We start from the raw sequence: 24,566 nt of genomic DNA on the forward strand, positions 1-24,566 counted from the left end.
ACTGTGGGCAGTAATTACAAATAATTACACAAGCGTAGCCGACAGAAACGCAGTAACAAGCGTCATAAATAGCGCCCCAACCGCACCCTCACCACCGACCAAGTGGGCCTACACCACTGAGGCCGAACCAGCCGTCGCCTACAACGACTGGCTCCGCTACTACAACCACCACCGACCCCACACCAGCATCGACGGCCAGACCCCCGGCACAACACGTACACAGTCTCACAGGAAAATACAACTAGGTATGGATGTGGCCAAGGTGTGGATATTGGAACTCCTACACAGCTCACCAATACATTGACCTGCCCTCCGTCATCCTCACCTGAACTGGTCACGCTACGCTACCTTGACGGCCTCGGGCTGACCGTCCTCAGCCAGTTTCCGGCAGCAGGACATCGTTGTGGTATTCTGTCGAGCCAGGCTACTAGTGCCAACGCTGTAGTTGCCGAAGCCGGGCACGCGATACTTCAGTAAGACCGTACGACGCATGGCTTGCGTCCCACGACCGTTCTAACTCGATCGCGCACATATCGGTGCCCTTCGTCTGGCACCAAGACCTGGCGGGTGCGGCGCTGTCCTGATCGTCAAGGTGGCCAGGAGGACGCTCCACTGAGCGCTGAAATTGCTCATGGTCACCTGCCTGTCAATGACCCGAATTACTGCCTCTCAAATGTAGTTTGGAACACCGCCGACGAAACGCTACAGGCCGAAGGTAGGCGCCTACATATCTACCGGCTAGAAGGAGCAGATGGCGTGACGCAGAATGAAGTTGACATGCACCACATAATCTCAGCGACCTGTTACGCGATGACCGGCGAAGTCAAGGCAGCTTGGGACCCCTACGAGGCAGCACCCTAACCTACGTAGCCTTACTCACTAAATTGCCCGGTAGTTGCTTGGACGCCACCAACAACCCGACCGGTTCTCAGACATGTAAAGAGCCGCCAAGTCCGGGACAACCCTTTTATACACTATACGCACAGCGGTCACACCCGACGTTGTCCTCCACCTTGCGCATTAGCGGCCTGATACCCTTATCCAAACCTTCCTCAAGTGAGTCTACCGAAATAAGCATTGGAATGATGTTTCAGCCCGTATCGCGGATAAATTCAGTTCCTGCCCAGGGCCACTTAACTATCCGTGAAGAGCCCCAGAGTGAGCCACGGACTATAAGGTGCACTTCACCAGTACTCGACTGCGCACTCCACCCAAGACCAAGTCCTGATCCAACATCAAGAACCTCGTCCCATAAATAAGGAAAAGCACCTTGTCAGAATAGAATCCAGTTCGAGGTATCTAACTGGCCAAACTCATTAGCACCGACACCAATAACCGAGCCATCAGATCGCAGCCCGACTGTGTGAACACCTCCCGCTGCAATGGCCACGACATCCTTCCATCCAGACACGTCACACTGTCCAAAGTCAGATCTTCCTGCGGCGACAACGGTACCCTGGGCAGTAAGGCCAACAGTATGGTAACTACCGGCAGCCACAGCGACAATTTCCCTCCACTTCTCGCAACCTCGCCAGAATTCTGATTGCCCGGTTGCTTGTACCTTGCCATCGACTGTGAGACCGATGGTGTGGAGATATCCAGCTGCCAGGAACTCAATCTCGCGCCAGGCGTGGACCTCACACTGTCCGCATGTATTGTTGCCCGAAGCTCGAACGGTCCCATCAGATATTCGAACTGCAACGTGCCAGTCCCCGCACGTAAGCTTGTCGACCTTCCGCCAGCGGGCCAGTGAGTCCGAAGCGAAGCGCCCAGTTGTCACAACAGTTCCGTCACTGCGCAAACCAACACTGAATCTCCAGCCCGCAGCGACAGCAACTATCTCGCGCCAGTCCTGTACCTTACACTGCCCATGCTTATTCCAACCACAGGCTTCAACAAGTCCATCAGATCTGAGACCTAGCGTGTGTGACTTACCTGTATTACGAGCGACATGCACGTTCCCGGCCGCAACTTCAGTTATGTCGCGCCAGGCCGAAGTTCGGCACTCTCCGGCGGTAGAGGCGCCAACAGCCACAACTGTGCCATCTTTACGCAGGCCAACCGTATGCCGACGTCCTGCGGCAAGCAGGCGTTGAGTGATCGTTGCAAGTTCCTTACTATTCATCATTTGCCATGTCATTCGACTAGGAAGTATAGGCCCGGTCCTTATTGAGTCGTATACCAGACGAATCGTCGGACCGTGCCCCGCACATCCTACCTGATATGGGGCGGTGGCGAGGCAACAGGTCAGGCGGTCGAGGGAATTAACCAGGGCTGAGACAAGGCCTCTACCTGCCAGGGATCTACGAGGTCAAATCGTGGGCCGGTGACCACCGAGGGCAGTAGTGAGCACCTCCAGATTGCTGCCGATCCAGCACGCCACCTCGCCAAAAGTCACATATGCGATCGCCCTCCCTCAGAGTTCGGCTCAACAGTAAAGTAACTATTCGGTTCCTTATGACACAGATTCTGCTGGTCGGGAGTATCATCAGGTAGGCAGCCCCGCCAGCCTGGACGTCACAGACCCGGTTCGCGCAACCGCCCCGCGACAGCCAATCAAGACCATGACTCATGCTATACTCCATAACCTTCACCGCACGCAAGAGACGCAAAACACGAAATAAAAGGTCATTTCTGGTGGTCTGCCGTCCCCGGACCACGAGCCAACGATCTCCGTTCTCCCAAGGCGCTTTATTATGAACTCCCCCTCCTCCCGCCCCCGCATCGTCCTGGTCGACGTCGACGGCACCCTCGTCACCTACGCCAACGAGCTGCCCTCCTCGGCGGTAGAGGCTATACGCCGCGCCCGCCGCCTGGGTCACCGGGTCTATCCCACGACAGGCCGCTCCAGGGCGGAGATGCCAGACTATCTCTGGGACATTGGCCTTGACGGGATGATCGGGGGCAACGGCTCCTACGTGGAGCACCAGGGGGAGGTGCTCCTGCACCAGCACCTCAGCCGCGAGGACTGCCAGGCCCTGGTGGCCTGGCTGTCGGGTCGGGGCCTGGAGCTCTACCTGGAGGCGAACTCGGGGCTCTTCCCCTCCCCCGGTTTTCGCGATGCCGCCCTGCCCGCCGTGCGCGCCTACGCCGCTGGCAGGGGCCACGCGGGCGCGGACTCAGTGACGGTGGAGGAAGTTTTCCCGAACTTTATCTACGACGCTGACCTGGTGCGTGACGACGTCAACAAGATCAGCTACCTGCTGTCCGGTCCTGAGGACCTGGAGGCTGCCCGCCAGGCCTTCCCCTGGCTCAGGCACGGTAGCTGGGGCGGGCGCGGGCACGACGCCCTCTTCGGTGACGTCGGCGTGGCCGGAGTCTCCAAGGCACACGCCGCTGACGTGCTCCTGGAGCACCTGAGCGCCAGTCTGGAGGACGCGATCGCCGTCGGTGACGCTACGGTGGACCTGGACATGATCGAGCACTGCGGGACCGGGGTGGCCATGGGTAACGCCAGCAGGGAGGTCAAGGCGGCTGCCAACCTGGTTACTGACGACGTCGAGGAGGACGGCCTCGCCAAGGCCTTTGACCGGTTGGGGCTGCTGGGCTGAGCGCTTGTGCCAGGACGGCAGGCACGGGCGATAGCCGGATGCCGTCCTGCCGTCCGCACAAGCCAGCCACCAGCGGCAGGCGCGCCGTTGAATCGGCCGACCGTTCTTGGTTGTACCTTCCGGCCCGCCGAGTCTGGTGGGCGATACTGGGTTCGAACCAGTGACCTCTTCCGTGTCAGGGAAGCGCGCTACCGCTGCGCCAATCGCCCGAGGTGGGTACCGGATTCGAACCGGTGTCAACGGCTTTGCAGGCCGGTGCCTAACCTCTCGGCCAACCCACCGTGAGAGGCAGGGTGCTGGCCGCTCCCGGCTCCTCCGAGCGGATGACGGGACTCGAACCCGCGACCCTCACCTTGGCAAGGTGATGCTCTACCAACTGAGCCACATCCGCAGTTCCACCACCAGCGCGACAGACCTCCCCACTACGTCTGCTGTGGGACATCCGATGCCCGCCACACCACTGGCTGCGGTGAAACCATAGCACCCGGGGTGCGGGCCGCAGCAAACCAGCAGCCGGTGATTCACCTCACCGAGACTGTGGGGGCACCGAGCTTGCCCTGGCGCCCCCGGCTGGCTATGGTTATCGCCGCGCAGGGCGATTGGCTCAGGGGTTAGAGCGCCTCGTTCACACCGAGGAGGTCACTGGTTCGAATCCAGTATCGCCCACCACGAAGCAGGATCCTTCGTCAGTGCTTGGGTACTGACGGGCCTCATTAACGGGTCGGGGCCAGGGCGCGCTGGCGCATCAGTCAGGGACCGGCCATTCGTGTCAGTGGGTCGTGGCAGACTCCTCGGTGCCATCAACACCGAAGGACTTCCATGTCTACTTCCCCAGCCAGCCACCCAGGTTCCACCGCTACCACGTCCCCTCTGAGGACGTTGTCCCCCAGCGCCCGCTCCCTGTGGGCCAAGTCCGGGGACGAGACCGGGTGGCTCTGCCTGCCCCAGCACATGCTCGACTCGGCAGGCGTGGCCACCCGCCTGTGGGACCGCTGGGTCTCCTCCGCCCTACAAGACTCCTGCGCCCGGGCCTGTGGCCTGAGCACCAGGGACACAGGCACCCTGATCTCCTGGCTCGCTGGCGCCCACGACATCGGCAAGGCGTGCAGAAAGTTCCAGAACCAGCTGGACAGCAGCCCGGAATATACTGCCTTCGCCCAGCGGGTCCGTGAGGCGGGTCTGGATCCGCAGCCCTCTACTCTGGAGGAGTCCTCTCCGCTACCCCACTCCGTGGCCAGCCAGGTCATCCTTGACGGGTGGCTTGCTACACGGGGGCTGAACAAGAGAGTGGCACGGTCACTGTCCGCAGTGGCGGGGTGCCACCACGGGGTACCGCCGGGCTCCCACCTGGAGAAGACGGCCAGCGCGGTGCTCGACTCCTACGGCGAGTCCTGGCGCCAGGTGTGGGACGAGCTGCTGGCCTTCATCACCGAGTACACGCAGGCGGGGCCGGTCCTGGAGCGCCTGAACCGGCCCGTACCGGTTGCGGGACAGATGCTGGCGACCGGACTGGTCATCATGAGCGACTGGATCGCCTCCGACGCGGAGAACTTCCCTATGGAGGTCATCCCTGACCAGGAGTTGCGTGTGGAGCAAGGCTGTGCGGCAGTGGACCTCACCGCACCCTGGGAGCCGGAGCCACCAGACCTGAGCGACCTGGACGCCTTCCTGCGGCACCGATTCTCCTGGCCCGAGGACGCCTCGGCCCGTCCGTGCCAGCGGGTGGTCGCTCAGGCCTGCCAGGAGGCCGAGGGTCCGACACTGCTGATCCTGGAGGCGCCCACCGGCGAGGGCAAGACGGAGGCTGCGCTACTGGCCGCAGAGGTCCTGGGGTCCTCAGGCGCCCCGACTGGCGGCGTGCTGCTGGCCGCCCCGACCATGTCCACCTCGGACTCCCTGTTCCGCCGCACCCGGGAGTGGGCAGCCAGCTCCTCAGAGGACCTGGGGGAGGTGCTGTCCATGTTCCTGGGCCACTCCAGGAACGCGCTCAACGAGGACTACCAGCGCCTGCGCGCCGCCCAGGTCTACGACGAGACCGCCGACCACCATGAGGATACCGACCGCGGCCAGGTGGTGGCATCACAGTGGATGTCGGGACGCAAGAAGGGAGTTCTGTCCACAGTGGTGGTCTCCACCGTGGACCAGGTCCTGTTCATGGCCCTGCAGGCCAAGCACGCGATGCTGCGCCACCTGGGCCTGGCAGGAAAGGTTGTGGTCATCGACGAGGTGCACGCCTACGACGCCTACATGAACGTCTACCTGGCACGGGCCATCGAGTGGCTGGCAGAGTACGGCACCTCGGTGGTCCTGCTCTCCGCGACCCTACCGGTGCAGATCAAACGGACCCTGATGGAGGCCTACGCGCGCGGCCTGCACGCCCAGCGGCCGCTGGGGGAACTCTCCAGCGCCTACCCACTGGTGACGGCGCTCAGTCGGCCGGGCTCACGGGAGCTGGCAGTACCGCCACGGCCTGCGGACATCGACGCTGCCGTGTCCACCATCGCCGACGACGTAGCCACCCTGGTGAGCACGGTCCTGGAGAGCACTGAGAAGGGCGGATGCGTCCTGGTGCTGTGCAACACGGTAGCCCGTGCGCAGGACGCCTACACAGCCCTGCGCACGGAGATGGGCGAGGACGTCAGGCTACTGCACGCACGCTTCGTCGCCGGGGACAGAGTGAGCCTGGAGAAGGAGCTGGTGGCTGAGATGGGACCGCGCGCCCACCGTGGCTCAGGCCGACCAGCCCGCCGGGTGGTGGTAGCAACCCAGGTTGCCGAGCAGTCCTTGGATATCGACGTCGACCTGCTCATCACCGATATCGCGCCGATGGACCTCATCCTTCAGCGCCTGGGGCGCCTGCACCGGCATGCACGCCCTGAGGGGGACAGGCCAGAGGGGCTGCGCCACCCCCGGATGATCCTGCGGGGCCTGGTGGGAGCCGACCCGCAGACCGACGCTGCCACGCAGCTTAGCGGCTCCGAGGAACTCTTCGACCCCTCATCGACAGCTGTCTACGACGAGGCGCTTCTCCTGGCCACCTACGCCACTCTGCTGGAGGGCCCCCTGGGCGGCGGTGTCCTGACCCGCCCTGACGACGTCCCCCACCTGGTGCAGACCACCTACTCCCCCGCTCCCCCGATCCCTGCCGCGTGGGAGAAGATATGGCAGGAGGCCGTGGTGGCGCGGGGGCGGGACCGAGACCGTTCCGAGTCCCGAGCCTCCACCTTTGTCTTCCCCCCGGCAGGCAGCGCGAGGCGACTCAGTGACCTCTTTACCGCCCAGGACCGGGACATCGCGGACTCAGCCCGCTCGGAGGCCTCGGGACTGGCCCAGGTGCGCGACTCCGACCCGACGATCGAGGCCGTCGTCATCGTTGACCGCCCGGGAGGCTACACGCCCCTACCGTGGCTGGTACGCGGTGGTGCGACGCGGACCCTGGTTGACGACCAGGATCCCGGGTGGACCACGGCTCGTGTGCTGGCGCGCTCAACGGTTCGCCTGCCCAGGTCACTGTGCCTGGGGCGAACTTTTGACACCACGATCGACGCCCTGGAGCGAGCCACACCCATCGGCTGGGCTGCTAACGGTCTGCTGCGCGGGCTGGTGGCGCTGCGGCTCGACAGCGAGCTGACCTGTGAGGTCTCGGAGCGCCGCCTGCGCTATGAGCGCGAGCTCGGCCTCCAGGAGACCCAAGAGCAAAGAGGAACTTGAGCAGGGACACATGTCACTGGTGCATGTTACGCTCGACACTCAGTGACTACATCTTTCACATCCAGGAGACGCTGTGTCCTCCTCATCCTTCTTCTCACTCCTATCCCAGCCCTGGATCCGCTGCGACATGCCCGACGGCTCTTCCCAGGAGCTGTCCCTGCGAGAACTGTTCGACGGCGAGCACCACGCCCTGCGCGTGCGCGGGGACTCCCCCACCCAGGACTACGCGGTCCTGCGTCTGGTCTTGGCGATCACCTGGCGCGCCCACCGCACGGACGAGGTCCTGGCCGACGTTCACGACCCCTACCGCTTCGACGACTGGTGGGAGGAGACCTTCGCCCAGGCGCGCTCGGGAGCCAGGGACGAGGTGGTGCTGGAGTACCTGGAGCAGCACGCCGAGCGCTTCGACCTGCTCCACCCGCAGACCCCTTTCCTCCAGGTGCCAGACCTGGACACGGCCAAGAGCACTCGGCTTCCAGTGCGTAGGATCGTCCCGGAGGCCGAGCAGGACTACTTCACCACGCGCGCCGGGCACGAGCTGGACAGCCTCACACTGGCTGAGGCGGCTCGCTGGTCGGTACACCTGCAGGCCTATGACTACTCGGGCATCAAGTCCGGAGCGCTGGGTGACCCGAGGGTCAAGGGAGGCAGGGGCTATCCCATTGGCCAGGGCTGGACGGGACTGACCGGCGGGGTGGTCGTCCACGGACGCAGCCTGCGTGAGACGCTCGTCCTCAACACCCCAGCACGGCTGGTGATGTCCACTGACACAGCGGCTGATCTCCCCGCGTGGGAGCGCCAGCCCGATGACGCCACCGAGCGTCCCAGCACGGCGCCCACCGGCCCTTGTGACCTGCTGACCTGGCAGTCGCGTCGGCTCCGGCTGTTCGTGGAGGATGGCCGCGTCACCTCCGTCCTGGTCAGCAACGGGGACAAGATCCCGGAGGCTGGAGCCAACATCCTGGCTGACCCCATGACGCCCTACCGGTACTCAGCCAACAAGTCCAAGAAAGGCTCCCCTGTCTTCTACCCCCGGCCCCACGACGCCGAGCAGACCGTGTGGCGCAGCCTGGAGCCCCTGCTGGTCCGTGAGGGTGTCATCGTCGACCTGCCGGGCGGCGGACGGGCCAAGGGGGCTCAGCCCCCCAAGGCCCCGGCTACCATCACCGCCCTGACCGAGCTGAGGAACGAGGGCCTCCTCACCGAGGAGCCCCTGACCGTCGAGCTCGTCTCCGTGCACTACGGGCCCCAGGCAGCCTCAGTGTCCCACGTTGTGAGCACCCTCCTGGAACTGCCCCGCTCCGTCCTGACCTCACGCAGTCCCCAGCTCACGGAGGTTCTCCTCTCCGCTGGCCGGGGGGCACGGGAGGCGTCTGTGCGCTACGGCCGTTACGTCGGCAACCTCCTGACAGCCGCAGGCGGGGACTACGTCTACCAGGCCGAGGCCGCCGCAGGCGTGCTTGATACCCTGGAGCCTGCCTTCCGCTCATGGCTGGTCACTGTTGACACCCAGGATCCCGACGGCTCCCTCGCCACCTGGTTCCGGCTGGTCGAGCACCAGGTCCTGGACATGGCAGCCACGCGTCTAAGTGGCGCGGGCCCCAAGGCACTGGCAGGCCGGGTGGTGGACCAGGGTGGCTCCTCGCGCATCATCTCCGCAGGTACCGCTTTCCAGCGCCTCCAGCACGACCTGCACGCGCTTCTTCCCCAACCAGTCCTGAACAAGGAGAAGGCACATGACTGAGGCACCCGTCCTTGCTGACAGCACCACCCCACCACAGGCACCTCCTCAACGACCCAGAGGAAAGGGAGAACGGCTTGCGTCGGCTGTCGCGGCAGCAGCCTCAGGCCTCCAGGATGCCTACCTGGGCCGTCGCACCCAGCAGAAGCAGGCCGAGGCCCGGCGGATTCTGGCCACGCTCCGTCGCCGGGCAGGTATGACGGCTGACAACGACCCCTTAGCGTGGCAGGCGGCGCTGGAGGAGCTCCTGCCCAACCTGGATGAGGACCTTCTCGGAGGCGATGAGGTCAGCCCTTATGAGAGTGCCGCTTTTGCGGCACTGTGCCTGTTCGCCCTGCACATGCAGTCCCAGACCGCACCCATGCATGTGACCGGTCAGAGCCTGGCCCGGGCTGTCGGGCACCTTGACACCCGTCGGGAGTCAAGCTCTATCAAGCCCCGTTTCGACGCCGTCCTGCTCTGCCGCAACCCGGTGACGCGCCTGCACCACCTGCGGAACCTGGTCACCTTGCTGCGCACCGAGCACATCGGAGCCGATTACGGGCGCCTGGCCGTGGACCTGCGCCTGCTGGAGCTTCCCGACCGCAACCGGGTGCTGCTGCGCTGGGGGCGGGACTTTTCCTCCGGCCACTACACGACACCGTCGCAGACCAGCACTGCCGACACCACCACAGCCGACAACCGCTGAGCACCCTCCCCACGAAAGGATACTTCTACCATGGCCCTGACCATCGATATCCACGCTCTGCAGTCCCTGCCGCCCAGCAACATCAACCGTGATGACACCGGCGCTCCGAAGTCCGCAGTCTTTGGCGGGGCGGTGCGGCAGCGTGTGTCCTCCCAGGCCTGGAAGCGGGCCATCCGCAAGGACTTCGACTCCTACCTCAGCAAGGCGGACCTGGGAACCCGCTCCAAGCGTGTGGTGGACCTGGTAGCCAAGCGCGTGTGCCTGCTGGATGAGGGCTACAGCCGCGAGACGGCCTTAAAGGCCGCTGAGGCCGTTTTCAAGGCCGCTGGGATCAAGACGGTGGAACCCAAGGTGCGTGAGGATGAGGAGCCTCGCGCACCAGAGACCGGCTACCTCCTGTTCCTGTCCGACAGGCAGGTGGAGCAGGCCGCCCGCTTCATCCTGGACAACGGGGGCAAGGCCCCGTCCAAGAAGCAGGCCAAGGATATCCTCGACCAGGGTCACAGCATCGACGTGGCCATGTTCGGCCGGATGGTGGCTGACGCGCCGGACTACAACGTGGATGCCGCCGTCCAGGTCGCTCACGCCATCGGCGTGCACGAGTCCGAGCCCGAGTTCGACTACTTCACCGCAGTGGACGATGAGGTACAGCGGGGTGGGGAGGAGACCGGCGCGGGGATGATCGGGACGATCCAGATGATGTCCTCCACGCTCTACCGCTTCGCCACCATTGACGTGCTGTCCCTGCGGGAGAACCTCGGGGGTGACTCGGAGGCGACGCTGACGGCCGCGAGCAGCTTCCTGCGCAGCTTTATCCGCTCCCTGCCCACAGGCAAGATCACCACCTTCGCTAACAATACCCTTCCCGAGCTGGTGTACGTCACCGTACGTGACGACCGCCCCGTGTCCCTGGTCAATGCCTTCGAGAATCCGGTACGCGGGGACGAGGGCACGAGCCGACGGCGCGCAGCAGCCCGGGCACTGGCCGAGGAGGCCCGTTCCGTCAGCGAGGTCTATGAGATGCTACCTCTGGCCTCGTTCATCGTGTCCCTGAGTGACCTGGGAGAGGAGATGGATGGCCTGGGTGAGAGGGTGAGGCTTTCAGAGCTCTTGGACCGGGTGACATCAGTTGTACGTCAGAGGCTCAGCGAGGGATCACAGGCATGACCCACTCACTGCTGCTACTGCTGCGGGGACCGCTGCAGTCCTGGGGAGATGACAGCCGCTACACGATACGGCAGACGCGCTCCTATCCGGGCAAGTCGGGGGTGCTGGGTCTGCTGGCAGCCGCTCAGGGACGCCGACGTACCGACCCGGTAGAGGATCTGGCGCGCCTGTCCTTCGGGGTGCGCGTGGACCAGCCAGGGCGCGTCCTCAAAGAGTTTCAGACCTCAACGGCCTGGCAGAAAGGCGAGTCTACTCCGCTGGCGCTGGTGAGTCGCTACTACCTCACCGATGCGGTTTTTGTGGCCGCCGTGGGTGGGGAGAAGCCTCTCCTCAAGGCACTGGAGGACGCCCTGAAGCGTCCTCGGTTCCCTCTGTTCCTGGGGCGGCGCTCCTGCCCGGCGGGCACGGATCTGCCCATCGGCGTGCGTGAGGGCGACGTCGATACCGTGCTGCGGGCCGAGCCCTGGCATGCCTCACAGAACTACCGCCGCAGCGTGCCTCAGCGGATGAGTCTGTCAATCTTCCGGGACAGGTTGCCCGGTGAGCAGGAGGCGGCCTACGCGCGCCGTCGCGACGTCCCCCTGAGCTTCGACCCGGCACGCAGGGACTACGGATGGCGCGACGTCATCGCCGCAGATCCCGTTGACGTCAGTAACCCCGAGGGATCGGCAGTGCCGGACCCGTTCTTCTCCGCGGTGGTGTCCGCATGACAATATTCACGCGAGTTCTGCTCAATCCTGGTAAGAGGCGAGGACGGGAGCTCCTGCTCGACCCGCAGGCAATGCATGCAACGGTCAGAGCACTCTTCCCGCCAGATCTCCGCACTGATGAGGGCCGGGTGCTGTGGCGGCTCGACTCGTCCACGGAGCACACGCACCTGCTGTACATCGTGTCACCAGAGGCACCAGATGCCACCGACCTGGTAGAGCGTGCGGGGTGGGTCACGCGCCCAGCACAGTCAGTGGACTACCAGCCGATGCTGGACAGGCTGCGCACGGGTCAGGAGTGGGAGTTCCGGCTGCGCGCCAACCCGGTACACAGCGAGCCTCATACTCAGGGCCCGCGAGGCAAGGTGCTGCCTCATGTCACTGTTGCCCAGCAGACACGGTGGCTGGTGGGCAAGAGTGCCCAGCATGGTTTCGAGGTGCTGTCTCACAGCGAGTTCTCCTCCGAGGGGGATGATGAAGTAGTCGTGCACCAAGTAGCCGTTACGGAACGTAGGGACCTGCGCTTCCGTCGCTATGACTCGAAGCATGGCAGGCACGGCCACGTCACGCTCCGCCAGGCACAGTTCGACGGCGTGCTGCGGGTGACGGACGCGGGACTACTGCGCGCAGCACTCGTCAACGGCATCGGGCGGGGTAAGGCCTACGGCTGCGGACTACTAACCCTGGCACATTCAAAGGTGTGACCCCGTGGCTGCACCCAAGGGCGCTCCGCCCCCGGAGCGCAAAGAGCTGGTCAGGGTAGAGGATCGGTTGTCCTTCCTGTACGCGGAGCACTGCACGGTACACCGCGACGACAACGCGCTGACTCTCACGGATCAGCAGGGCGTGGTGCACGCCCCAGCGGCGACGCTCGGTGCGCTGCTGCTGGGGCCGGGCACCCGAGTCACCCACGGCGCAATGCGCCTGCTCGGCGACGCCGGTGTGACAACTGTGTGGACCGGGGAGATGGGCGTGCGCTACTACGCCCACGGCAGGCCCTTAGCGAAGTCTTCCCAGATGGCGATGACTCAGGCACGACTGGTAACCAACCAGCGTTCCCGCCTAGAGGTTGCGCGCGCCATGTACCGCATGAGGTTCGAGGGCGAGGACGTCAGCAGGCTGACCATGTCCCAGCTGCGGGGCCGGGAAGGGGCGAGGATGAAAAAAGTGTACCGGGACCTGTCCCGGCGCACCGGCGTGGAGTGGGACCGCCGTAGTTACCAGGTAGAGGACTTCGAGGCCAGCAACCCGATCAATAAGGCGTTGACATCTGCTAACGCCTGCCTGTACGGGGTGACACATGCCGTCGTGGTGTCCTTGGGCTGCATCCCCTCCCTCGGTTTCGTCCACCAGGGTACGGATAGAGCCTTCGTCTACGATGTCGCCGACCTCTACAAGGCCGAGGTCGCGATTCCTGCCGCCTTCGAATCCGTTGCAGCCAGTGCAGCCGGTGGAGACGACCCGGAGACGGCTGCCCGTCGTCGGGTCCGTGACGCGGTGGTAAGCGAGCGACTCCTGCCACGGATGGTGAGAGACGTCTGCGACCTGCTGCAGGTGGATGACCTGGAGGCACCGGACATAGGTGACCTGGTGCTGTGGTCCGAGCTGGGCACGGTAAGCAGTGGCGTCAACTACGCGGAGGCCGAGCAGGAATGATGACCTTAGTCCTTAGTGCCTGCCCGGCAGGACTTCGAGGCGACTTGACCAAGTGGCTGCTGGAGATCAGTCCGGGTGTGTTCGTCGGGCAGGTGAGTGCTCGCGTGCGTGACCTGCTGTGGGAAAGGACTGTGGCGCTGTGCAAGGACGGTCGGGCTCTGCTGATCTTCAGCGCGGCCACGGAACAGGGGTTTGCCTACCGGACCCACAACCACGAGTGGGAACCGGTGGACTGCGATGGGGTGCTGTTGCTTCGCAGGCCGCTCCAGCCGAAGAGGCAGGTAAGACGCACGGGCTGGAGTACTGCCCGAGCCCAGCAGCGCTCTCGGCGCCCGCGGTGGGCAGCACCACGTCCCGACGCAACCAAGTCGTACCAGAACGAGCCGGATCCAGGGTAAACTCGCAGGTCAGGAAGTGTGTTCCCCGCATACGCGGGGATGAGCCGCTCCTCTCGTCGTTGCGGAGCAGGTGGGGACCGTGTTCCCCGCATACGCGGGGATGAGCCCACGGTGGCTACTCACACGGCTGAGACGATTCAGTGTTCCCCGCATACGCGGGGATGAGCCCGAGTTGGACATGACGCCCAGGTAGTTGACCGCGTGTTCCCCGCATACGCGGGGATGAGCCGTACACCGTCGCACTGGCATAGTCCCCGGCGTGGTGTTCCCCGCATACGCGGGGATGAGCCGGGGGAGGACAAGGACGGCCGCGACTGAGCGGCGTGTTCCCCGCATACGCGGGGATGAGCCCCGAAGAACTCCCTCCTGCGGTAGTCCAGGTACGTGTTCCCCGCATACGCGGGGATGAGCCGGACGAGGAGGTGCCGGGCACCGTTATCAAGAAGTGTTCCCCGCATACGCGGGGATGAGCCCACGTTGGTGACGATATTGCGGACCGTGTTCACGTGTTCCCCGCATACGCGGGGATGAGCCCCGTGCAGTGCGCAGACAGTTCCAGGGCCGGGGGTGTTCCCCGCATACGCGGGGATGAGCCTGTGGGTTTTTGGGTACAGCATGTTGTCTATGAGTGTTCCCCGCATACGCGGGGATGAGCCTCATGCCCTACGACGCAATCGCCGACCTGTACCGTGTTCCCCGCATACGCGGGGATGAGCCGTGCGTGCTGCCAGCCGGGATCGTAACCGACGCGTGTTCCCCGCATACGCGGGGATGAGCCGGGGGTCCGGGTGTGTGACAGGTGGCAGGACTTGTGTTCCCCGCATACGCGGGGATGAGCCCCTGGCCCGTCTCGGGTACCTGCACAAGGGTGAGTGTTCCCCGCATACGCGGGGATGAGCCGTTCACGCGCTGCCGGGAGGTCCTGGCCACCCAGTGTTCCCCGCATACGCGGGGATGAGCCGGACGACTACACCCGGGTTCTGGGCTGGTACGCGTGTTCCCCGCATACGCGGGGATGAGCCCGGCCGGAGTACTTGTAGATCTCCCGACCAGACGTGTTCCCCGCATACGCGGGGATGAGCCCCTGGAGTCGGAACTGCATGAGGAGCGCAAGCAGTGTTCCCCGCATACGCGGGGATGAGCCGCAGGAACAGCAGAAAGCCGCTAGGAAGGCCCTGTGTTCCCCGCATACGCGGGGATGAGCCGGGGGTCCACCCGGTCATCGGTGGGGTGGAGCAGTGTTCCCCGCATACGCGGGGATGAGCCCTCCGTGGCCGAGTCGCTGGTGTACCTGGACCTGTGTTCCCCGCATACGCGGGGATGAGCCGGTCGAGGGGGCGGTGTATATCCACGAGGTTGAGTGTTCCCCGCATACGCGGGGATGAGCCGCTGTCAGCCGGTGTCGCGGCTGACGTGACACGGTGTTCCCCGCATACGCGGGGATGAGCCGCGGTCCTACTGCCGGGTAGCGGACATGCACTGGTGTTCCCCGCATACGCGGGGATGAGCCCACCGGCCGGTTCTCCTCCCGGGGCACCCAGTTGTGTTCCCCGCATACGCGGGGATGAGCCCTACGGAGCACTCTCTAAAACTTTCCTAGATCCGTGTTCCCCGCATACGCGGGGATGAGCCCGTGTCCCACAGCCAATTACCGATCGTGATCGCGTGTTCCCCGCATACGCGGGGATGAGCCCCCCTCCAAGACCTTGCGGGCCTCTCGCATATCGTGTTCCCCGCATACGCGGGGATGAGCCCCCCACTTACCGACCTCGCGGGTGATCTCCTTCGTGTTCCCCGCATACGCGGGGATGAGCCCTGGATGGCCAACACGAACAAGACGCAGTTCCAGTGTTCCCCGCATACGCGGGGATGAGCCTCATCGTTTTCTTAGCTCGCGTATCCCACGCCAGTGTTCCCCGCATACGCGGGGATGAGCCGTCGCAGACCTGTGCGACTCGGTATATGACGCGGTGTTCCCCGCATACGCGGGGATGAGCCCTTTCGCAAGTCTACGAAAGTCTCTGGGTCCAGGTGTTCCCCGCATACGCGGGGATGAGCCCCAGGACTGTCCCCGCCTCAATCTGATCAGCGAGTGTTCCCCGCATACGCGGGGATGAGCCGGCGCTCCGCCGTGAGGTCACCACGGACCTGGTGTGTTCCCCGCATACGCGGGGATGAGCCGTGGACACACGTCCTGAGGTTCCCTGTAGCCCAGTGTTCCCCGCATACGCGGGGATGAGCCGGAGATCGCGGCCCTGGAGGCGTCCGCTGTGAGGTGTTCCCCGCATACGCGGGGATGAGCCTCCATGCCGTCCCGATCGTATACCCGACGTCTGGTGTTCCCCGCATACGCGGGGATGAGCCTTAGGTGACGGACCGTATGTCACGGTCTACGTGGTGTTCCCCGCATACGCGGGGATGAGCCGAGTCCACGCTAAAAGATCCCTCACGGCCGACTGTGTTCCCCGCATACGCGGGGATGAGCCCTTCCGGGGCGGCTTGTCGCCCCGGAGAATGGTGTGTTCCCCGCATACGCGGGGATGAGCCGTCGTGCACACGACACCGAGGGGAGTCGGGACAGTGTTCCCCGCATACGCGGGGATGAGCCCCCGGCGATGCGGTCGCCCGCACCGACAATGCCGTGTTCCCCGCATACGCGGGGATGAGCCGGTGTCGGTTTGGTAACTGGCGCGCCCCTGCCTGTGTTCCCCGCATACGCGGGGATGAGCCGACAGAGACCTACCACCCCCTGACGCTCCGCTGGTGTTCCCCGCATACGCGGGGATGAGCCGTGGACACACGTCCTGAGGTTCCCGGTAGCCCAGTGTTCCCCGCATACGCGGGGATGAGCCGGCCCTGCGGAGGGCTACCAGGCAGTGGAAGCAGTGTTCCCCGCATACGCGGGGATGAGCCGCCCTTGAGGTGTCCCACACCGGGGACCATGCCGTGTTCCCCGCATACGCGGGGATGAGCCGGACGAGTACACCAAGCTCCTGGGCTGGTACGCGTGTTCCCCGCATACGCGGGGATGAGCCCTCTTCTGCCATGGCGGTGTAGGCGTGAGCCTGGTGTTCCCCGCATACGCGGGGATGAGCCCCAACCCCTCCCAGCACTGTGCCAGGCCCTCGTGTGTTCCCCGCATACGCGGGGATGAGCCCAACCCCCTCCTGTGCGACGGCGCACCCACCCTGTGTTCCCCGCATACGCGGGGATGAGCCCCGGGACCCCTGACACTACCCCCGTAAATGAGCGTGTTCCCCGCATACGCGGGGATGAGCCCTCGCGAGGCTGCTGGAGGACGGCTGGGTCATCGTGTTCCCCGCATACGCGGGGATGAGCCGTGGGCCGCCCCTGTGGGCCTGCCCACGTCGAGGTGTTCCCCGCATACGCGGGGATGAGCCGTACTCGCCATACTTCTGGGCATACCAACGGCCGTGTTCCCCGCATACGCGGGGATGAGCCCTCGGGCAGATACACGCTACATCACCACCGCTCGTGTTCCCCGCATACGCGGGGATGAGCCATCTCCCATCGCGCAGGAGGCTGACGACACCCAGTGTTCCCCGCATACGCGGGGATGAGCCCTGGGCCGCCATCAGCCGCACGTGGGACACGGTGTGTTCCCCGCATACGCGGGGATGAGCCCGGGAGTACCAGCAGGCCTAGGCCCATCGTGAAGTGTTCCCCGCATACGCGGGGATGAGCCCGGCAGTAGTAGCCATGACTCTCCTTGAGTTGTGTGTTCCCCGCATACGCGGGGATGAGCCCAGTAGACGAGACGGACTCTCCGCCCGTCAGACGTGTTCCCCGCATACGCGGGGATGAGCCGCTCTTCGGTGATTCTGTCCCACGTCTCGTTGTGTGTTCCCCGCATACGCGGGGATGAGCCCCTCGATGGACTTTTTCCTGGCTCTCGTGATGCGTGTTCCCCGCATACGCGGGGATGAGCCCTCCTCATCGTCGCCCTCCCAGTCATCGGGGAGGTGTTCCCCGCATACGCGGGGATGAGCCCGGGTCGATGTGGGCGTGGTAGAACCCACCGTTGTGTTCCCCGCATACGCGGGGATGAGCCGTCCGCCGTGATCCCGCAGCTAGTGGGCAGCCGGTGTTCCCCGCATACGCGGGGATGAGCCCGACGGACAGGTCACCGGCCTGTGCCTGGATGTGTGTTCCCCGCATACGCGGGGATGAGCCCGAGGACCCGGTTCAGCTGCTGGCTGAGGCCAGGTGTTCCCCGCATACGCGGGGATGAGCCGATGGTGGTGGGGAGGACCTCGATGGCGGTCAGGTGTTCCCCGCATACGCGGGGATGAGCCGCTGGTACGCAGCCCGTAGGCGGTCACCGGTGGGTGTTCCCCGCATACGCGGGGATGAGCCCCGAGGAAGCCCATGTGGTGATCGCGTCCCACACTGTTCCCCGCATACGCGGGGATGAGCCGGTCACCCAGGCCCACCGGTCAGCCACATCAGGGTGTTCCCCGCATACGCGGGGATGAGCCGCACCGCCCTCCTGGTAGCAGCACCAGCCGGTCGTGTTCCCCGCATACGCGGGGATGAGCCCTCCGCAGCGGCCACATCACCCAACCCACCGGGGTGTTCCCCGCATACGCGGGGATGAGCCGGTCGGCGCATCGCTGCCGGAGCTGAAGATGTAGTGTTCCCCGCATACGCGGGGATGAGCCGTTGTACACGTCCCGGCCGGGCGTGTACCCGGGGTGTTCCCCGCATACGCGGGGATGAGCCGAACCAGGGGAGGTGTTCCCCTCGATGGTCTGGGTGTTCCCCGCATACGCGGGGATGAGCCGAACCAGGGGAGGTGTTCCCCTCGATGGTCTGGGTGTTCCCCGCATACGCGGGGATGAGCCTCAGTCAACTCAATCTCACACTGGGTGGCGCCCGTGTTCCCCGCATACGCGGGGATGAGCCCTCCCACGGACCGCGCTTGCAGGAGATCAGCGTGTGTTCCCCGCATACGCGGGGATGAGCCCCGGCGTCTCACGCACCCGCATACCGAACGTCGGTGTTCCCCGCATACGCGGGGATGAGCCCGGCAGTAGTAGCCATGACTCTCCTTGAGTTGTGTGTTCCCCGCATACGCGGGGATGAGCCATGACCATCAGGATTGTCAAGCCACTACCGGTCGTGTTCCCCGCATACGCGGGGATGAGCCTACCCCGCACGCGCCACACCTCGCCCTGTGCCCGTGTTCCCCGCATACGCGGGGATGAGCCCGCCGCGCCTCATCGCGAGTCATGATCGGGCCAGTGTTCCCCGCATACGCGGGGATGAGCCGGCCGTGTTCCCGAAGCAGAAGTGGATCAAACTGTGTTCCCCGCATACGCGGGGATGAGCCCCGGACCGTGTGCCGGGTTGTCCCGGTGATGGGGTGTTCCCCGCATACGCGGGGATGAGCCCAGATCAGACGCCCCACCCTCAGGCTCCGGAGGGTGTTCCCCGCATACGCGGGGATGAGCCGAGGCTGCGTGCGCGCACCCGTACCCGAGTCCAGTGTTCCCCGCATACGCGGGGATGAGCCGCCAACACGCGCGAGTGCACCTTCGTTGATCATGTGTTCCCCGCATACGCGGGGATGAGCCCCTGGTGCTGCGAATGTACGTCTGCCAGACGTCGTGTTCCCCGCATACGCGGGGATGAGCCTACTTGGCCTAGAGTAAGGAGCAGAGATGGCCAGTGTTCCCCGCATACGCGGGGATGAGCCGAGGTCCAGCACCTGTTGGGAGGGGACGTTCAGGTGTTCCCCGCATACGCGGGGATGAGCCCTGCCGCACGGACTGGACAGCTTCTGGCTGACCGTGTTCCCCGCATACGCGGGGATGAGCCTCTCCGTCCCACCGGCCGTGCGTCCTCATCTCCGTGTTCCCCGCATACGCGGGGATGAGCCGGTCGGCCGTGCTTGGGTCGTGCCCGCCAACGCGTGCTCCCCGCATACGCGGGGAAATGAACCAAGCGCCCATATGGTGGGTGGGAACAACGGCCTCCGAGCATCTACGCGCACCCGTCGGCTACGAGCATCCACCCACTACCAGGCGATTGGCAGACTGCGCGGCCACATAGGCCATGCGCTGCATAACTCTCCGAAGCAGTACCCTTAACAGCAGCTCACGGGTCACGACACAGAACGCTGTAAAAATGCCTCGCTCAGATCCGGGTGCCAGAAGGAACAATCCCCGGCGACCCCTCCTCCCTCACCACGGCGTCCCCGGTCGCTACCACGTCAGCACCGAACGTCCAGTCGCCCTCCACGGTCAGCGAACTCGCCCCGCGCACAGAGGGGACACCCTCAGGGAAGCGTGCCTCGAAGTCCCGGATGGTCTTGTAGTAACGAGGGTCCAGCACCACCGTGCAGGCCTCCTGCGGCACCTGCACCAGCAGGCCGTCCTCGTCAACCTCGTAGACGTCAGAGCGCAGCAGGAACAGGTCGTTGGTAGTCTTGACTGGGAGGAACCTGCTGCGAGACACCTCTACAGCCGTTGCCTTCTCGAAGGCCTCCACGGCCGCACCCATGGCCGTCTCCATCTGGATGACCGGGGTGGAGGCGGGGTCGGAAGGATCAACCGTCTTGGTGTTCCTGATCAGCGGCAGCCCGAGGATCCCCTGGCGCTGGCTCAGCGTGTCCCGCAGCACCTCCAGGTCGAACCAGAGGTTGTTGGTGTGAAAGAAGGGATGGCGGAACTGGTCGGTGAAGTAGTGCATCTGGTCGGCAGGCGTCTGGGCGGTGTCGCGCAGGATAATCCGCCCGTCACTGCGGCGCACCGCCAGGTGCCCCCCCTTGACGTCGGCGGGCGTGCGACGGCACATCTCCGGGGCGTAGGCGGCTCCCGAGGCAGCGAACCACCCGGCGATGCGGGCCGAGGGGGCAGCCCCCAGGTTGTCCGAGTTCGAGGTCATGGCGTAGCGGTAGCCCCGCTCCAGCAGGGCGTCCAGGACTCCGGAGGCGGTTAGGGCCGTGTAGATGTCCCCGTGCCCGGGCGGGCACCACTCCAGCTCCGGGTCGGCCTCCCAGGTCACTGGGGTCAGGTCGTCGGCGCGCAGCTTGGGCTCGCGGTTCTGCAGGAAGTCCAGGGGGATCCCCTCCACCCCGATCGGCGGGCAGGACTCCAAGGCCTCGAAGGTATCCTCACGGGTGCGGAAGGAGTTCATGAAGACCAGCGGCAAGGTCACGTCATAGCGTCTGCGGGCGGCCAGGACCTGGTCCACGATGAGCTCCAGGAAGGTCTTTCCGCCCCGGACGGGGAGCAAGGACTTCGCCCGGTCCAGCCCCATCGAGGTCCCCAGACCCCCGTTAAGCTTGATCATGACGGTACGGCTCAGGGCGTCCCTGGCCTGCTCGGGGCTGACCTCCACGTCGCTGATCGAGCTGATGTCCGTCAGAGGCTCAATGCTCTCCTCCGGTACCAGCCCGGTCGCTCCCTCCTCAAGAGTCCTGTAGTAGTAGCTGAAGACGTCGATGGCCTGCTGGGCGACGCCGGCGTCGCGCATCTTGGCCTGGGCCAGGGTGAGTCCGTTCTCGCTCATGGCAGGAGGGTATCCCGCCCTCGGCGGAGTCACGCGGCAGCCACGGCGTGCCCGCTGCTACCCGCCGTTCCACCCACTGCCGCGGTCCCGTCGGCGTCTCGCCTAGGCCCGCTGCCCCTGGAGGACCTCGCTGAGGAACTGTCCCGTGTGGGATGAGGTGTTCGCGGCCACCTGCTCCGGGGTGCCGGTGGCCACCACCGTGCCACCGCCCTTGCCGCCCTCGGGTCCCATGTCGATGATCCAGTCGGCATGAGCGATGACGTCCAGGTTGTGCTCGATGACGACCACGGTGTTGCCCTTGTCCACCAGGCCCTGGAGCACACCCAGAAGCTTACGGATGTCCTCCAGGTGCAGACCGGTGGTGGGCTCGTCCAGGACGTAGACGGTCCGCCCGGTAGAGCGACGCTGGAGCTCGGTAGCCAGCTTGACGCGCTGTGCCTCGCCACCGGACAGGGTCGTGGCCGCCTGGCCCAGGCGCACGTAGCCCAGGCCCACCTCCACCAGAGTGCCCAGGTGGCGGGAGATGACGCCGGAGGCTGAGAAGAAGTCCGCCGCCTGGTGGATGGTCATATCCAGCACGTCGGCCACCGTCTTGTCCTTGTACCGGATCTCCAGGGTCTCGCGATTGTAGCGGGCACCGTGGCAGACCTCGCAGGGCACGTAGACGTCCGGCAGGAAGTTCATCTCGATCTTCAGGGTGCCGTCCCCCTTGCAGGACTCGCAGCGCCCGCCCTTGACGTTGAAGGAGAAGCGGCCAGGGCCGTAGCCACGCACCTTGGACTCCGGTACCGAGGCGAAGATCTTGCGGATGTGGTCCCACACACCGGTGTAGGTCGCGGGGTTAGAGCGCGGCGTGCGCCCGATGGGCGACTGGTCGACGTGGACCACCTTGTCCAGGTTGTCCACCCCCCGCACGGTCCGGTGCCGCCCGGGCACACCCCGGGACCGGTTGAGACGGTTGGCCAGGACCTGGTAGAGAATAGAGTTAACCAGGGAAGACTTGCCCGACCCGGACACCCCGGTAACGGCAGTAAGCAGCCCCAGGGGGAAGGTGACGGTGACATCCTTAAGGTTGTTCTCCCGGGCACCGACCACAGTAACCTCCCGGCCTTTGCGACGGGGTCGACGTGACCGGGGGACCTCAATGCGGCGGCGACGTGCCAGGTAGTCACCGGTCACCGAGCCCTCCGCCTCCACCAGGGCGCTCAGCGGCCCGGAGTGGACGACCTGCCCACCGTTCTCCCCCGCCCCGGGTCCAATGTCCACGATCCAGTCCGCGGCACGGATGGTGTCCTCGTCATGCTCCACGACAATGAGCGTGTTGCCCAGGTCCCGCAGCTTCTGGAGGGTGGTGATGAGCCGGGCGTTGTCCCTCTGGTGCAGCCCGATGCTGGGCTCGTCCAGCACGTAGAGGACACCCACCAGGCCCGAGCCGATCTGGGTGGCCAGGCGGATCCTCTGTGCCTCGCCCCCGGACAGGGTGGCTGCACCCCGGGACAGGCTGAGGTAGTCCAGGCCGACGTCAACCAGGAACCCCAGGCGCGCGGCGATCTCGCTCAGCACGCTGCCCGCGATCTGACGGGCCTGGCCGGACAGGTCCAGGTGGGCCAGGAAGTCCCGGGTATCGCTGATAGGCAGGTCGCACAGCTCGGCGATGGACAGCCCGCCCACGCGCACCGCCAGCACCTCGGCCTTGAGTCGGGTGCCGTGGCAGGCCGGACAGGGGACCTCCCGCATGTAGCCCTGGTAGCGCTCCCGGGACCAGTCGGACTCGGTCTCCTGGTGCTTGCGCATGACGTAGTCCATGACGCCCTCGAAGCCGGTGGCGTAGACCCGCTCCCGGCCCCAACGGTTGCGGTAGCGCACCTTGACCTCGTAGTCCTTGCCCCGCAGGATCGCCTCCCTGGCCCGCTGCGGCAGCGCCCGCCACGGAGTGTCGACGTCGAAGCCCAGGTCCTCCCCCAGGGCGGCCAGCTGGCGGGTGAAGTACTTCTGGTGGCTGGACCAGGGGGCGACGGCTCCCTGCGCCAGGGTCAGCTCCTCGTCGGGCACGACGAGTTCGGGGTCGACCTCCAGGTGGGTGCCGATACCCGTGCACTCCGGGCAGGCCCCGTAGGGGGCGTTGAAGGAGAAGGTCCGCGGCTCCATCTCGTCGAGCTGGAGAGGGTGCTCGTTGGGGCAGGCCCGTTTCTCAGAGTAGCGCTGCTCGCGGGCGGGGTCCTCCGCCTCGGCGTCTACCCGCTCGATAATCACCAGGCCCTCGGCCAGAGCCAGGGCGGTCTCCACCGAGTCGGTCAGGCGCTGGCGGATGCCCTCACGCACCACCAGGCGGTCCACGATGACCTCAATGTCGTGCTTGAGGCGCTTGTTGAGAGCTGGCGGGAAGTCCAGGCGCTGCGTGGCCCCATCCACCCGGACCCGGTTGAAGCCGCGCCCGCGCAGCTCCTCGAACAGCTCGGTGTACTCCCCCTTACGCCCGCGCACCACTGGGGCCAGTACCTGGAAGCGGGTGCCCTCCGGCAGGGAACGGACCTGGTCGACGATCTGCTGAGGGGTCTGGGAGGAGATGACGGCGTCACAGACGGGGCAGTGCTGGGTGCCTGCCCGGGCGTAGAGCAGACGCAGGTAGTCGTAGACCTCGGTGACCGTGCCCACCGTGGAGCGGGGATTGCGGGAGGTGGACTTCTGGTCGATGGACACCGCCGGGCTCAGGCCCTCAATGAGCTCGACGTCAGGCTTGTCCATCTGACCCAGGAACTGGCGGGCGTAGGAGGACAGGGACTCCACGTAGCGACGCTGCCCCTCGGCGAAGATCGTGTCGAAGGCCAGGGACGACTTACCCGACCCGGACAGCCCGGTGAAGACGATCATCTGGTCCCGAGGCAGGTCGAGGTCCACGCCCCTGAGATTGTGCGCCCGGGCTCCACGGATGATGAGAGAGTCGTTCACGGGACGGCAGTCTAGGAGGGCAGACACGGTCTTCAAACACGCGTTCGAGCACGGCGTGGGAGGTCTTGGCCACGTGCCGGCGGGACCGCTGGTCTAGCCTGGTGCCATGAGCAGGATCTTCACCGTTGAGTACCACTACGTCACCGACCAGGACGAGGCCATGGGCGAGCTGCGCCCCTCCCACCGCGCCTTCAACGCCGAGCTGGCGAGCCAGGACCGGCTCCTTGCCGCAGGCCCCTACGTGGGTACCCACGAGGCCCTCATCATTGTGCGCGCCCAGGACGAGGCGGACGCGCTGGCCCTCCTGGAGGACGACCCCTTCTACCAGGCGGGCTTTATCGCCGAGCGCGTCGCGCGCCAGTGGAACCCGGTCATCGGGGTGCTCTCCCCCACCAGCTAGCGCCTGGACCCAGTTGCCGGGACAGACGTGGCTCCCGGAGCAGGCTTCATCCTGGGGCCAGG

At 65.5% G+C, this 24,566-nt stretch carries 13 protein-coding genes, 4 tRNA genes, 1 pseudogene and 1 CRISPR repeat array; of the genes and pseudogenes, 12 read left to right on the plus strand and 6 right to left on the minus strand.

Annotated elements, in window-relative coordinates:
• Positions 1-97: 97 nt before the first annotated feature.
• Positions 98-304: pseudogene (locus D4740_RS13065) on the plus strand (integrase core domain-containing protein); the annotation flags it as partial.
• Positions 305-1,273: 969 nt separating this feature from the next.
• On the opposite strand, the gene D4740_RS01160 reads toward D4740_RS13065, so the two are convergent.
• Positions 1,274-2,140: a chromosome condensation regulator gene (locus D4740_RS01160; protein WP_310732059.1), complete on the minus strand. Its 867-nt coding sequence runs from the start codon at positions 2,138-2,140 to the stop codon at positions 1,274-1,276.
• 556 nt (positions 2,141-2,696) lie between these two features.
• Here D4740_RS01160 and D4740_RS01165 point away from each other — a divergent pair.
• Positions 2,697-3,551 carry a Cof-type HAD-IIB family hydrolase gene (locus D4740_RS01165; RefSeq protein ID WP_119835096.1) on the plus strand — a complete coding sequence of 285 codons (855 nt, stop codon included), beginning with the start codon at positions 2,697-2,699 and terminating at the stop codon, positions 3,549-3,551.
• Between the two features lie 134 nt (positions 3,552-3,685).
• On the opposite strand, the gene D4740_RS01170 is transcribed toward D4740_RS01165, so the two are convergent.
• From D4740_RS01170 to D4740_RS01180, 3 genes are all read right to left on the minus strand, one after another.
• Positions 3,686-3,760: transfer RNA gene (locus D4740_RS01170), tRNA-Val, on the minus strand.
• 1 nt (position 3,761) lies between these two features.
• Positions 3,762-3,832 (minus strand) — tRNA-Cys (locus tag D4740_RS01175).
• 37 nt (positions 3,833-3,869) lie between these two features.
• Positions 3,870-3,942 (minus strand) — tRNA-Gly (locus D4740_RS01180).
• 202 nt (positions 3,943-4,144) lie between these two features.
• Here D4740_RS01180 and D4740_RS01185 point away from each other — a divergent pair.
• From D4740_RS01185 to cas2e, 9 genes are all read left to right on the plus strand, one after another.
• Positions 4,145-4,220, plus strand: a tRNA-Val gene (locus D4740_RS01185).
• 150 nt (positions 4,221-4,370) lie between these two features.
• Positions 4,371-7,262 carry a CRISPR-associated helicase Cas3' gene (cas3, locus tag D4740_RS01190; protein WP_119835097.1) on the plus strand — a complete coding sequence of 964 codons (2,892 nt, stop codon included), beginning with the start codon at positions 4,371-4,373 and terminating at the stop codon, positions 7,260-7,262.
• A gap of 73 nt (positions 7,263-7,335) precedes the next feature.
• Positions 7,336-9,006 (plus strand): type I-E CRISPR-associated protein Cse1/CasA, encoded by a 1,671-nt coding sequence (casA, locus tag D4740_RS01195; RefSeq protein ID WP_220475000.1) that lies wholly within the window; start codon positions 7,336-7,338, stop codon positions 9,004-9,006.
• Positions 8,999-9,691 carry a type I-E CRISPR-associated protein Cse2/CasB gene (gene casB / locus D4740_RS01200; protein ID WP_119835098.1) on the plus strand — a complete coding sequence of 231 codons (693 nt, stop codon included), beginning with the start codon at positions 8,999-9,001 and terminating at the stop codon, positions 9,689-9,691. The genes casA and casB overlap by 8 nt, the downstream gene beginning before the upstream one ends.
• Positions 9,692-9,721: 30 nt before the next feature.
• Positions 9,722-10,858: a type I-E CRISPR-associated protein Cas7/Cse4/CasC gene (gene cas7e, locus D4740_RS01205; protein WP_119835099.1), complete on the plus strand. Its 1,137-nt coding sequence runs from the start codon at positions 9,722-9,724 to the stop codon at positions 10,856-10,858.
• Positions 10,855-11,568 carry a type I-E CRISPR-associated protein Cas5/CasD gene (gene cas5e / locus D4740_RS01210; protein WP_119835100.1) on the plus strand — a complete coding sequence of 238 codons (714 nt, stop codon included), beginning with the start codon at positions 10,855-10,857 and terminating at the stop codon, positions 11,566-11,568. The genes cas7e and cas5e overlap by 4 nt, the downstream gene beginning before the upstream one ends.
• Entirely contained in the window at positions 11,565-12,269 is a 705-nt protein-coding gene (gene cas6e, locus D4740_RS01215; protein ID WP_119835101.1) for a type I-E CRISPR-associated protein Cas6/Cse3/CasE, read from the plus strand. The genes cas5e and cas6e overlap by 4 nt, the downstream gene beginning before the upstream one ends.
• Before the next feature lie 4 nt (positions 12,270-12,273).
• On the plus strand, positions 12,274-13,221 hold the full coding sequence (gene cas1e, locus D4740_RS01220) for a type I-E CRISPR-associated endonuclease Cas1e (RefSeq protein ID WP_119835102.1): 948 nt from the start codon (positions 12,274-12,276) through the stop codon (positions 13,219-13,221).
• Positions 13,221-13,619: a type I-E CRISPR-associated endoribonuclease Cas2e gene (gene cas2e, locus D4740_RS01225; RefSeq protein WP_243107053.1), complete on the plus strand. Its 399-nt coding sequence runs from the start codon at positions 13,221-13,223 to the stop codon at positions 13,617-13,619. Before cas1e ends, cas2e begins: the two co-directional genes overlap by 1 nt.
• A gap of 18 nt (positions 13,620-13,637) precedes the next feature.
• Positions 13,638-19,582: direct repeats of the CRISPR family, unit length 28 nt; unit sequence GTGTTCCCCGCATACGCGGGGATGAGCC.
• Between the two features lie 196 nt (positions 19,583-19,778).
• On the opposite strand, the gene D4740_RS01230 is transcribed toward cas2e, so the two are convergent.
• Positions 19,779-21,155, minus strand: a complete 1,377-nt coding sequence (locus tag D4740_RS01230; RefSeq protein WP_119835104.1) for a UTP--glucose-1-phosphate uridylyltransferase — start codon at positions 21,153-21,155, stop codon at positions 19,779-19,781.
• A gap of 102 nt (positions 21,156-21,257) precedes the next feature.
• On the minus strand, positions 21,258-24,104 hold the full coding sequence (gene uvrA, locus D4740_RS01235; protein WP_119835105.1) for an excinuclease ABC subunit UvrA: 2,847 nt from the start codon (positions 24,102-24,104) through the stop codon (positions 21,258-21,260).
• 106 nt (positions 24,105-24,210) lie between these two features.
• On the opposite strand from uvrA, the gene D4740_RS01240 reads away from it, so the two are divergent.
• Complete coding sequence (locus D4740_RS01240; RefSeq protein WP_119835106.1) at positions 24,211-24,504, plus strand: YciI family protein; 294 nt, start codon at positions 24,211-24,213, stop codon at positions 24,502-24,504.
• Positions 24,505-24,566: the final 62 nt, after the last annotated feature.

This window comes from Actinomyces sp. 2119 (assembly GCF_003591215.1).
Classification (GTDB): Bacteria; Actinomycetota; Actinomycetes; order Actinomycetales; family Actinomycetaceae; genus Actinomyces; species Actinomyces lilanjuaniae.